Genomic DNA, 11,838 nt, shown 5'->3' with positions numbered 1-11,838 from the left:
CACCAAACGGGGGGCGGTGTGGGCCGCGCGCAAGGAAAGGTCGTGCAATGGAAGGGGGGTCGCTTCCGGCGGCCAGGGGCCTGCTCGGGCGTCCCGGGGGTGTAACCATCCGGCCCGGCCCACCATTCCGGCGGCTCGGCGCCCGGGAGGCCGGGGGCCTGCTCGGCCCGTCGGGGGTGTAACCATCCCGGCTGGCCCGCCATTCCGGCGGCGCCCGGTGCCTGGGGGCTTGCTCGGCCCGTCAGGGGTGTGTCAACGACCCGTGGCCGGCGGCCATTCCGCCCACGACCCGGTGGGCCGTTCACCCGCGCTCGCTGACGCCCGGGGAGGCGCGGCGGGTATGTCATGTTCAACGACCCCGACCCGCCACCGATTCCGCCGCCGGGGTGGCCCCGACCACCCCACACCGGCACCCAAACCCCGCACCCCGACACACCACCGGACACCGCGAACCGGACACCCGGCCACTCACCGGGCGGCCAGGCGACACCGGCTCGGCCCGTGCGGGCAGGCACCCACGGGCACGCTGTAGAGCCGATCTCGTTAAACGGCTCACTACGGCACCCCGGTGATCGACACCGTGTCGGGATATCGCGGGGTCCGCAGGCTCGGGATGCCGCCATATCCCCGACACGGAGTGGATCAACCCAGCCGACCGCATCCCGGGCCAGATCGCAGACCGCCGGCGTCGCGGGACGGCCGGTGCCGACCAATCGCCGGGAGAGCGTGATACCTCAGCGGCATATCTATGACGCTCGGGTATCACCCCTGCCGCCCGCCCCGGCAGGACACGCCCGGCCGGCCGGAGCCCCGCACGCGTCGGGCTGCGAAGTGCCCCCCGGTCCGGGCCGGGACATGCCCCTCGCCTAGAGGTGACAAGCCCCGCCCGTCAAGCACGTCTGCCCCTGGGCCCCGCCGCCGGCCGGGCCGGAGCCCCGCACGCGCCGGGCTGCGAAGTGCCCGCCCCGGCTCGGGCCGCGACATGCCTCGCGCCTAGCGGCCACACGCCCCGCCGCCCTGGTCAAGCACGTCTGCCCTGGGCCCCGCACGCCCGGCCGACCCGGCGCTGCCCCACCGCGTCCATCGTCTGGCTGCGGTACGGGACCGGTGACGCGTCTGCGACTCAGCTCCCAAGGGCCCGAGCCCTGGATGGGCGGCAGGGCGGTTGGCGGGGCGGTTCGGCGGTCCGGTGGTTGGTGGACGGGCCAGCCGCCGGCCCCGGGAGCGGGGCCGGCGGCTGATCGATGTCGGTGGGGATCAGACGGACGGGGCGGTGGCGGGTGCGTCGTCGGGGCCGGGCTGGGCCGGGATCGCGAGCGGCGTACCCGCGGGAACCGCCGTACCCGCGGGAACCGGAGCGTCCGCCGGCCAGGACACCTCCGGGGAGCGGTGGAAGGTGATGCCGGCGGCGGTCCAGCGGGGGCCGTGCCCGGCCAGCCGGTCGCGGAAGCGGTCCCAGTCGTGCGTGGTGCGCGGCGACCAGGCCAGCTCGGCGAGGGCGGGGAGCCGGGGGAAGAGCATGAACTCGACCTCGGGTAGCGAGGTCACCGACTCGGTCCAGAGCGGCGCCTCGACGCCCAGCACCGCGGCCTCCGGCACGCCCGTCACGTGCGCGCCCGGATTCCACTCGTACGACCGCCGCAGGTCGATCAGGCCGGCCCAGTCGTGCCCGATCGGGGTGTCCGGGGCGTACTTCATGTCGAGGTAGGCGTGGTTGGCGGGGGAGAGGAGGAGCCGGGCGCCCCGGCGTACCGCGTCGGCGGTGGCCGGATCGTCGTCGTCGGTGCCCCACCACTGGAGCACCCGGCCGTCGGCGTGCCCGGCCGGCGCGAACTGGTGCCAGCCGACCACCGTCTTGCCGAGGCCGGCGACGATCCGCTGCGCCCGCTCGACGAAGCCGGTGTACGCCTCGCCCTTCACCTTGAACGCCTCGTCGCCGCCGATGTGCAGCCACGGGCCCGGCGTCATCGCGGCCACCTCGGCGAGCACGTCGGCGACGAAGTCGTACGTCCGCTCGCTGGCCGGGTCGACGTAGCTGAAGCCGACCTCGGTGCCGGTGTACGGCGTCGGCACGATCCCCGCCGCGGCCAGTTCGGGGTACGCGACCAGCGCGGCGTTGGTGTGCCCGGGCAGGTCGATCTCCGGCACCACGGTGATGTGGCGCTCGGCCGCGTAGGCGACGATCCGCTGGTAGTCGGCCTTCGTGTAGTGCCCGCCGGGGCCGTCGCCCACCTCGCCGACCCCGCCGACGGTGGCCAGCCGGGGCCAGGAGTCGACGGCGATCCGCCAGCCCTGGTCGTCGGTGAGGTGCAGGTGCAGATGGTTGAGCTTGTAGCGGGACAGGTGGTCGATCACCCGCAGCACGTCCTCGACGCCGAAGAAGTGCCGGGCCACGTCGAGCATCGCGCCCCGGTAGGCGAACCGCGGCCGGTCGGTGATCGACCCGCCGGGCACCGCCCAGCGCTCGGTGACCGGGGTGCGGCTCTCGATCGCCGCGGGCAGCAGTTGGCGCAGCGTCTGCACGCCGTGCAGCAGTCCGGCCGGTCCGGCCGCGGCGATCCGTACCCCGGTCGGGGCGACGTCCAGCCGGTAGCCCTCCGGGCCGAGGGTGTCGTCGTCGGCCAGTACCAGCGCGATGCCGCCGGCCGGCTCGGGCCGGGCGGTGTCGGTGACCGGCAGCGGGTACCCGGTGGCCGGGCGGAGCAGCGCGGCCAGGTGCTCGGCGACGGCCAGCGCCGCCGGCTCGGTGCCGACCCGGATCACCGCGTCGGGGGTCAGCAGGTAGTCGGCGGCGGGGTCGGGGTGGACCTGCTCGGGGGCCGGCACCACGTCGCCGAGGCGCACCGGGGCGGGCGGGGCGAGCAGGTCACCGGCGGCACGGGCGGCGGCGCGCGCCAGGTCGGCGGCGGCCGGCTCGCGCAGCGGCAACCGCTCCTGGTCGGCGGCGGACTGCTGGCTCAGCGGCACCCCGTCCTGCTCGGCGGGGGAGGGGAGGGTGGACACGGCAGCGGCTCCCGGGTGTATTCGCGGCGGTTATGGCAAAGGTGAAGTTCACCGAAACGCGTGCCGTCAAGGGTACGAGGGAGGGCCGGGATTGCGTGATCGTGCGCGTGGAAGCGTTCCCAGAAACCGGCACGAACGCGGATAGTCGTGATGGCTGTGCCTATTGTCACCGAACGGTCCCAGCCCACCCGATGTTCGCTTAACCTTCGCCCACCGACTGGCGTGGCACCGGGATTACCGGTGGCCGGCCCCGGGGTATGGGAGCAACTAAACCTTCGTTAAGTGTCGGACCGGCGCGCGTGGGAGGCTCTGGTGGCAGCGCAAGAGACGGCGGAACACAAGTACGTCTACGACTTCGCCGAGGGCAACAAGGACCTCAAGGACCTGCTCGGCGGCAAGGGGGCCAACCTGGCCGAGATGACCAACCTCGGCCTGCCGGTCCCGCCCGGCTTCACCATCACCACCGAGGCGTGCAAGGCCTATCTCGCCACCGGATCGGAGCCGGCCGGGCTGGCCGAGCAGATCGCCGCGCACCTGGCGGCGCTGGAGCGGGAGATGGGCCGGCGCCTCGGCGACCCCCAGGACCCGCTGCTGGTCTCGGTCCGCTCCGGCGCCAAGTTCTCGATGCCCGGCATGATGGAGACCGTCCTCAACGTCGGCCTCAACGACCGCAGCGTCGTCGGGTTGAGCGCGCAGGCCGGCGGCAACGACCGGTTCGCCTGGGACTCCTACCGCCGGCTGATCCAGATGTTCGGCAAGACCGTCTGCGACGTGCCGGGCGAGGAGTTCGAGCACGCGCTCGACGAGGTCAAGCGGGCCAAGGGCACCACCAACGACCTGGACCTCGACGCGGACGACCTGCGCGGCCTGGTCGACGCGTACAAGAAGATCTTCAGCAAGCACACCGGGCGGGAGTTCCCGCAGGAGCCGCGCGAGCAGCTCGACCTGGCCATCCGCGCGGTGTTCGAGTCCTGGAACGCCGAGCGCGCGGTGATCTACCGCCGGCAGGAGCGCATCCCGGCCGACCTGGGCACCGCTGTCAACGTGGTGGCGATGGTCTTCGGCAACCTCGGCGCCGACTCCGGCACCGGCGTCGCGTTCACCCGGGACCCGGCCAGCGGCGCGCAGGGCATCTACGGCGACTACCTGGCCAACGCCCAGGGCGAGGACGTGGTGGCCGGCATCCGCAACACCGTGCCGTTGCAGGAGCTGGAGCGGATCGACAAGAAGTCCTACGACGAGCTGCTCGACTACATGGCCCGGCTGGAGGGGCACTACAAGGACCTCTGCGACATCGAGTTCACCATCGAGCGCGGCAAGCTCTGGATGCTGCAGACCCGGGTCGGCAAGCGCACCGCCGCGGCCGCCTTCGTCATCGCCGGGCAGCTGGTGGACGAGGGTCTGATCGACCTGGACGAGGCGCTGCACCGGGTCAACGGCGCGCAGCTCGCCCAGCTGATGTTCCCCCGGTTCAAGCTCGACCACGAGTTCCAGCCGGTGGCCAAGGGCATCGGGGCGTCGCCGGGCGCGGCCGTCGGCAAGGTGGTCTTCACCTCGGCCCGCGCGGTGGAACTGGCCGCCGAGGGCGAGTCGGTGATCCTGGTCCGCCGGGAGACCAACCCGGACGACCTGAACGGCATGATCGCCGCCAAGGGCATCCTCACCTCGCGCGGCGGCAAGACCAGCCACGCCGCGGTGGTGGCCCGGGGCATGGGCAAGACCTGCGTCTCCGGCGCCGACGAGCTGGACATCAACATCCCGCAGCGGAAGTTCACTGTGGCCGGGCAGACCGTGACCGAGGGCGACGTCGTCTCCATCGACGGCACCACCGGCAAGGTCTACCTCGGCGAGGTGCCGGTCATGCCGTCGGAGGTGGTGCAGTACTTCGAGGGCACCCTCGACCCGGAGCAGACCGACGACGCGCTGGTGAAGGCCGTACACCGGATCATGACGCACGCCGACGCCCGGCGGCGGCTGGCGGTCCGGACGAACGCCGACACCGGCGCCGACGCGGCGCGGGCGCGGCGCTTCGGCGCCCAGGGCATCGGCCTGTGCCGCACCGAGCACATGTTCCTCGGTGACCGCCGGGAGCTGGTCGAGCGGCTGATCCTCGCGGCCACCGACGCCGAGCGGGAGGACGCGCTCGCCGCGCTGCTGCCGTTGCAGCGGGAGGACTTCATCGAGATCTTCCGGGAGATGGACGGCCTGCCGGTCACCGTGCGGCTGATCGACCCGCCGCTGCACGAGTTCCTGCCGCCGCTGGAGCAGCTCGCGGTCAACGTGGCGGTCGCCCAGGAGCGCGGCGAGGACGTGGCCAAGGAGGAGGCCCTGCTCGCCGCCGTCCGGCGGATGCACGAGGAGAACCCGATGCTCGGCCTGCGCGGCGTCCGGCTCGGCCTGGTCATCCCCGGCCTGTTCGCCATGCAGGTCCGCGCCATCGCCGAGGCCGCCGTCGCGGTCACCCGGGCCGGCGGATCGGCCTGTCCGGAGATCATGGTCCCGCTGGTCGGCGCGGTGCAGGAGCTGGAGACGGTACGCACCGAGGCCGAGAAGATCATCGCCGAGGTGGTCGGGGACAGCGGCGTCGAGGTGCTGATCGGCACGATGATCGAGGTGCCCCGGGCGGCGCTGACCGCCGGGCAGATCGCCGAGGCGGCGCAGTTCTTCTCCTTCGGCACCAACGACCTGACCCAGATGGGCTGGGGCTTCTCGCGCGACGACGTCGAGGGCGCGTTCTTCTGGCGCTACCTGGAACTCGGCATCTTCGGCATCTCGCCGTTCGAGTCGATCGACCGGGACGGCGTCGGCCGGCTGGTCCGGATCGCCGCCGAGGAGGGCCGGGCCGCCCGCCCGGGGCTGAAGCTCGGCGTGTGCGGCGAGCACGGCGGTGACCCCGAGTCGGTGCACTTCTTCCACGAGGTCGGGCTGGACTACGTCTCCTGCTCGCCGTTCCGGGTGCCGGTCGCCCGGCTGGAGGCCGGCCGGGCCGCCATCGAGACGACCGGCTCGGACAGCCGCTGAGCCGTCGACGCGTACGCCCCGGCGGCGGCCCGGTCACCGGGCCGCCGCCGGTCGCGTTCCGGGCCGGGGGTGAACCGGCGGCGGCCGGCTCAGACGGGTGGGCGGCGCCAGGTGGCGTGCGGGTGCCGGGCGACGCGCCGGGTCGGCAGCGTGGCCCGGCCGGGGGTGCGCGTGGCGAGCGGGCCGTGCGTGGTCGGCAGCGCGGCGGCGCCGACCGGACGGCGGTGCGCCAACGCGCTGCCGGCCCGGCGGGCGACGGCCCGGGCGTCGGCGTGCAGCGCGTCGAGGTCGCCGGTGGCCTCGGTGACCAGGGTGAGCAGCGCGTCGCTGCCGACCGGGTAGGTCACCACACAGCCGGCCGAGGTGTGCACCACGGACTCGCGGAACTCGCCCCGGCGCGCCGTGTCGGCCACCCGGCTGCCGAGGCCGAAGCTGGCCGCCGCGAGCGCCGCCAGGTGGGTGGCGTCCGTCGCGGGCAGGTCGCTGGAGATGAGCAGGCCGTCGGTGCCGGCGAGCACCGTGCCGGCGATCTCCGGCCGGCGCCGGCGCAGCCCGCGCAACTCCGTTCCCACCACGTCCTCGTCCACGCGTTCTCCCCCGTCGTGTCTCCGGTCGGTCGGTCACGTTCCGCATCGGAGACGCTACCGGTGGCCGATGCGGTCCCGCGAGCCCGTGACGGTCGGCGATCGGTTGACAACTCTCGTCTGATCGGGGGTTGCGGCCCGCCGGAGCGCACCTCGCAGGCGCGCCGGGACGGCCGCGCGGGCGTACCCTGATCGACATGAGCAGCGCCTGGGAGAGCCTGACCGTCGATGCCCGGGACCCGGCCCGACTGGCCCGCTGGTGGGCCGAGGCGTTGGGCTATCAGGTGGTCACCGAGAAGCCGGACGAGGTGGAGATCCGTCAGTCCGCCGACCGGCTGCCCGGCATCGTGTTCGTGCCGGTGCCCGACGGCAAGGAGGGCAAGAACCGGCTGCACCTCGACCTGCGCCCCAACGACCAGGAGGCCGAGGTCGAGCGGCTGGTGGACATGGGCGCCCGGCACGTGGACGTGGGGCAGGGCGACGTCGGGTGGACGGTGCTGGCCGACCCGGAGGGCAACGAGTTCTGCGTGCTGCGCGAGCGCGGGGAGTGAGCCGGTTCCGCGGACCCCGCAGTGGGCGACAGGGGTGTGCCGGCAGCGTGACCAGGCCGGTGGCGGGTTGAGCGTCCAGCCCGGCCGACCCGGGGCGGACGACCCGGCCGAGCGCCGGGTCGAGGAGCCGCCGAAGGACTCCGGCTACGGCCGTTCCCCGTACGAGCGGGACCGGGCCCGGGTGCTGCACTCGGCGGCGTTCCGCCGGCTCGCCACGAAGACGCAGGTGCATACCGCCGGCACCGACGACTTCCTGCGTACCCGGCTCACCCACTCGCTGGAGGTCGCCCAGATCGCCCGCGAGATGGGCGCGCGGCTGGGCTGCGACCCCGACGTGGTGGACACCGCCGGGCTGGCCCACGACCTCGGCCACCCGCCGTTCGGGCACAACGGCGAGGCCGCACTGGACCAGCTCGCCGCGGCCTGCGGCGGCTTCGAGGGCAACGCGCAGACGCTGCGGGTGCTGACCCGGCTGGAGGCCAAGGTGCTGGCCCCGGACGGGTCCTCCGCCGGGCTGAACCTGACCCGGGCGTCGCTCGACGCGGTCGCCAAGTACCCCTGGCCGCGCCGGCCGGGCCAGCGCAAGTTCGGGGTGTACGCCGACGACCTGCCGGTCTTCGAGTGGCTGCGCGCCGGCGGGCCGGGCGGTGACCGGCGCTGCCTGGAGGCGCAGGTGATGGACTGGGCCGACGACGTGGCCTACTCGGTGCACGACGTGGAGGACGGCTTCCACGGCGGCTACATCACGCTGGCCCCGCTGCTGACCGACCCGGACGAGCGGGCCGCGCTCTGCGTCGACGTCGCCGCCACCTACTCCGGCGAGTCCCCGGCCGACCTCGGCGAGGTGCTGGTCGATCTGCTCGCCGACCCGGTGCTCGCCCCGCTCGCCGGGTACGACGGCAGCCACCGCGCGCAGGCGGCGCTGAAGGCCACCACCAGCGTGCTGACCGGCCGCTTCGTCTCCGCCGCGGTGGCCGCCACCCAGGAGCGGTTCGGCGCCGGCCCGCACCGCCGGTACGCCGCCGACCTGGTGGTGCCGCGGTCGATCCGGGCCCGCTGTGCGCTGCTCAAGGGCATCGCCCTGCGGTACGTGCTGCGCCGGCCGGGGGCGCGGGGCCGGTACGAGCGGCAGCAAGAGGTGATCGCCGACCTGGTCGCGGTGCTGGCCGACCGGGCGCCGGACGTGCTCGACCCGGTCTTCGCCCCGCTCTGGCGGGCCGCCCCGGACGACGCCGCCCGGCTGCGGGTGGTGGTCGACCAGGTGGCCTCGCTCACCGATCCGGCGGCGGTGGCCTGGCACACCCGGCTGGTGGGGGCACCCCGGACGGGGCCGGGTCGAAGTTAGGATAACCTAAGTGGCATGACGGAGCGCGCCAAGAAGGTCACCACCGCCCGGGTGCTGCGCACCTCGCGGCCCACCCCGCACCTGATCCGGCTGGTGCTCGGCGGTGCGGAACTTGCCGGCCTGCCGGTGGGCGAGTTCACCGACCACTACATCAAGATCCTCTTCCCGGCGCCGGGCGTCCACCTCGCCGACCCGGTCGACCTGGCCGCGATCCGTCGTGACCTGCCCCGCGAGCAGTGGCCGCGGCTGCGCGCGTACACCGTGCGGGCCTGGGACCCGCTGGCCGGCGAGCTGACCGTCGACGTGGTGCACCACGGCGACGAGGGGCTGGCCGGGCCGTGGGCGGCCGCGCTGCGCCCGGGCGACCCGGTGCGTTTCGTCGGCCCCGGCGGGGCGTACGCGCCGGACCCGGACGCCGACTGGCACCTGCTGGTCGGCGACGAGAGCGCGCTGCCGGCGATCGCCGCCGCCCTGGAACGGCTGCCCCTCGGCGCCCCGGCCGTCGTGCTGGTGGAGATCGACGACCCGGCGGACGAGCAGCGGCTGCTCAGCCCCGGAGCGGTACGGCTGACCTGGCTGCATCGCGACGGCCGGCCGGTCGGCGAGGCGCTGCTGGCCGCGGTCCGCGAGCTGGAGGTCCCACCCGGTGACGTGCACGCCTTCGTGCACGGCGAGGCGACCTGGGTCAAGGAGCTGCGCCGGCTGCTGCGCGTGGAGTGGGGCGTCGCCCGGGAGCGGCTCTCCATCTCCGGCTACTGGCGGCGCGGCATGGACGACGAGGGCTGGCGCTCGACCAAGCCCGAGTGGAACCGCCAGGTCGAGGCGGAGGAGTCCACCGCGCTGGCCGCCTGACCCGCCGCCCGCCCGGGGCTGACGTTTCCGCGATCCCCACCGGCCGCCCCCTCCGGTCACCAGGATGGGGTGGGGGTGCAGATGTCCGAGCAGCGGGAGCAGCCGGCACACCGGGGGAGCGTCGATCCGGTGGTGCTGGCGCTCAGCGTCGGCGGGGTGCTGGCCGTGGTGGCCTGGGGCGCGCTCGCCCGCAACTCCCTGGCCGGCTTCGGGGAGTCCGGGCTGGCCTGGACGATCGGCACCTTCGGCTGGTTCTTCGTCCTAGCCGCCGACGCCTTCCTGGTGCTGGCGGTGGTGATCGCGGCGAGCCGGTTCGGCCGGATCCGACTCGGCGCCGACCAGGACGAGCCCGAGTTCAGCTCGCTGGCCTGGATCGCGATGATGTTCAGCGCCGGGATGGGGATCGGGCTGGTCTTCTTCGCCGTCGCCGAGCCGATCCAGCACTACGCGGCGCCGCCGCCCGCGACCGGAGTCGCGCCGCAGACCGGCCCGGCCGGCGCGACGGCCATGCAGTACACCCTCTTCCACTGGACCCTGCACCCCTGGGGGATCTACGCGGTGGTGGCGCTGGCGCTCGCGTACTCGACCTTCCGGAAGGGTCGGGAGAACCGGATCTCCGCGGCGTTCCGTCCGTTGCTCGGCGACCGGGCCGACGGGGCGGCCGGCCGGGCGGTCGACCTGCTGGCGGTCTTCGCCACGGTGTTCGGCTCGGCGACCAGCCTCGGCCTCGGAGCGCTCCAGGTCGCCGCCGGCCTCGACCTGGTGGCCGGCATACCGGACACGACAGCGGTGGAGCTGGTCGTGATCGGCGCGCTCACGCTGGCCTTCGTGATCTCCGCCTTCTCCGGGCTGCACAAGGGCATCAAGTGGCTCTCCACCACGAACGTGCTGCTGGCGGTGCTGCTGATGCTCTTCGTCTTCGTGGTCGGGCCGACCATCTACACGCTGGAGGTGCTGCCGGCCTCGGTCGGCGACTACCTCAGCAACCTGCTCTTCATGTCCACCCGCACCGGCGCCTTCTCCGACCCGTCGTGGCTCGGCTCCTGGACGATCTTCTACTGGGCGTGGTGGATCTCCTGGGCGCCGTTCGTGGGCACCTTCATCGCCCGCATCTCGAAAGGGCGGACGATCCGGCAGTTCCTCGTCGGGGTGCTGCTGGTGCCGAGCGGGGCCAGCGCGGTCTGGTTCGCGGTGATGGGCGGGAGCGCGTTGCGGGCGCAGGCCACCGGCGCGCGCGATCTGGTCGCGGACGTCGGGGCGGGCACCGAACAGGCCCTCTTCGGCCTGCTGGACGCGCTGCCGCTGGCGACGCTGACCAGCGTCCTGGCCATGGTGCTGATCGCGCTGTACTTCGTCACCAGCGCCGACTCGGCGTCGCTGGTGCTCGGCTCGCTGAGTTCCCGGGGTGCGCTGCGTCCGCACCGGGTGCTCGTGGTCACCTGGGGGGTGCTGATCGGCGCCATGGCCGCGGTGCTGCTGCTGGCCGGGGGCCTGGACGCGCTGCAACAGGCGACGATCATGGTGGCGCTGCCGTTCGTGGTGGTGATGCTCGGCCTCGCGGTGGCGCTGATCCGGGACATGTCCCGGGATCCGACGGTCAATCCGCCGCCCCGCAACCGCCGCTACGGGCTGGCCGCCGCGATCCGGGCCGCCCGGTCGTACGACGAGGAGGACCCGCCGCCGGTGCGGCGCTACCTGCGGCGCCGCCCCCGGTGACCCGCGCCCGCCGGACCGGCCTCACCGGCCGGCGGTGGCCTCCCCGTCGTGCACGACCTCCCGCTCCCAGCGCTGCCGGGGCTGGGTGTGCAGACGCCAGTAGTGTTCCGCGATGTCGTCCGGGTCGAACGCCGTGTCCGGGGCGACGGCACCGGCGACGGTGACCGTCGCCACGTGGACCCCGGACGGTCCGTACTCCTGGTCGAGCAGCGCCACGAGCGTCCGCACGCCGGCCTTGCCGAGCGAGAGGGAGACGTACCGCGGCTTGGGCTCGGGCATCCCGCCGGTGACGATGAACGAGCCGCCGCCGCGCCGGGCCATGCCGGGCAGGACGTGTGCGGCCGTGGTGAGCGCCCCCACCACGTTGACCGCCCAGGCGGCCTGGTGGGCGGCGACGGACAACTCGCCGAGCGAGTCCGCCTGGATGATCGCGGCGTTGTACACCACGACGTCCGGCGGGCCCAGTTCGTCGGCCGCCGCGTCCAGCGCCGCCCGCAGCGCCACCTCGTCGGTGCTGTCCGCGGTCAACGGCACGGCCCGTACGCCGAGCGCGGCGACGGCCTCGGCCACCGCCCGCACCGTCGCCCCGGTCCGTGCGACGAGCGCGACCGGCAGGCCCTCCCGCGCGAACCGCAGCGCGACCGCCCGTCCGATGCCCGGTCCCACCCCGATGATCACTGCGCCTGGCATCCTCTGCTCCTTCCCTGCCGGCCGTCGACGGGAGGAAAGCTAAGCTTTCTCATCGGTGTGAAGGTCAACGGTCGAA

Annotated in this window: 8 protein-coding genes; 5 read left to right on the top strand and 3 right to left on the bottom strand. The window is 74.0% G+C overall.

Features of this window, described 5'->3' with window-relative positions:
* Positions 1-1,257: 1,257 nt before the first annotated feature.
* Positions 1,258-2,967 carry a beta-N-acetylhexosaminidase gene (locus tag SM577_RS02990; protein ID WP_474586230.1) on the bottom strand — a complete coding sequence of 570 codons (1,710 nt, stop codon included), beginning with the start codon at positions 2,965-2,967 and terminating at the stop codon, positions 1,258-1,260.
* Positions 2,968-3,315: 348 nt separating this feature from the next.
* Between SM577_RS02990 and ppdK the strand changes: the two genes are divergently transcribed.
* A complete protein-coding gene (gene ppdK, locus SM577_RS02985; protein ID WP_302918969.1) occupies positions 3,316-6,024 on the top strand; it encodes a pyruvate, phosphate dikinase in 2,709 nt (902 codons plus the stop codon).
* Between the two features lie 89 nt (positions 6,025-6,113).
* On the opposite strand, the gene SM577_RS02980 is transcribed toward ppdK, so the two are convergent.
* On the bottom strand, positions 6,114-6,611 hold the full coding sequence (locus SM577_RS02980; protein ID WP_302918968.1) for a roadblock/LC7 domain-containing protein: 498 nt from the start codon (positions 6,609-6,611) through the stop codon (positions 6,114-6,116).
* A 194-nt stretch (positions 6,612-6,805) separates the two neighbouring features.
* On the opposite strand from SM577_RS02980, the gene SM577_RS02975 reads away from it, so the two are divergent.
* The 4 genes from SM577_RS02975 to SM577_RS02960 all read left to right on the top strand — a co-directional run bounded on the left by SM577_RS02975 (position 6,806) and on the right by SM577_RS02960 (position 11,072).
* Entirely contained in the window at positions 6,806-7,159 is a 354-nt protein-coding gene (locus tag SM577_RS02975) for a VOC family protein (protein WP_302918967.1), read from the top strand.
* Between the two features lie 67 nt (positions 7,160-7,226).
* Complete coding sequence (locus SM577_RS02970) at positions 7,227-8,504, top strand: deoxyguanosinetriphosphate triphosphohydrolase (protein WP_474586212.1); 1,278 nt, start codon at positions 7,227-7,229, stop codon at positions 8,502-8,504.
* A gap of 15 nt (positions 8,505-8,519) precedes the next feature.
* A complete protein-coding gene (locus SM577_RS02965) occupies positions 8,520-9,356 on the top strand; it encodes a siderophore-interacting protein (protein WP_302918965.1) in 837 nt (278 codons plus the stop codon).
* 81 nt (positions 9,357-9,437) lie between these two features.
* Positions 9,438-11,072: a BCCT family transporter gene (locus SM577_RS02960; protein ID WP_302918964.1), complete on the top strand. Its 1,635-nt coding sequence runs from the start codon at positions 9,438-9,440 to the stop codon at positions 11,070-11,072.
* Positions 11,073-11,093: 21 nt separating this feature from the next.
* Here the strand turns inward: SM577_RS02960 and SM577_RS02955 are convergent, their stop codons facing one another.
* The gene (locus tag SM577_RS02955) at positions 11,094-11,762 is read right to left on the bottom strand and encodes an SDR family NAD(P)-dependent oxidoreductase (RefSeq protein WP_302918963.1); all 669 of its coding nucleotides are present in this window, start codon (positions 11,760-11,762) and stop codon (positions 11,094-11,096) included.
* Positions 11,763-11,838 lie beyond the last annotated feature (76 nt).

The sequence above is a fragment of the Micromonospora desertarenae genome, from assembly GCF_056150265.1.
This window is presented reverse-complemented; position numbering and strand designations above follow the sequence as displayed.

What these genes read in the sequence shown, in the direction of transcription:
- SM577_RS02965 (WP_302918965.1), top strand. Translation starts at nt 8,520, where the DNA reads ATGACGGAGCGCGCCAAGAAGGTCACCACCGCCCGGGTGCTGCGCACC.
- SM577_RS02960 (WP_302918964.1), top strand. Translation starts at nt 9,438, where the DNA reads ATGTCCGAGCAGCGGGAGCAGCCGGCACACCGGGGGAGCGTCGATCCG.
- SM577_RS02975 (WP_302918967.1), top strand. Translation starts at nt 6,806, where the DNA reads ATGAGCAGCGCCTGGGAGAGCCTGACCGTCGATGCCCGGGACCCGGCC.
- SM577_RS02955 (WP_302918963.1), bottom strand. Translation starts at nt 11,762, where the DNA reads ATGCCAGGCGCAGTGATCATCGGGGTGGGACCGGGCATCGGACGGGCG.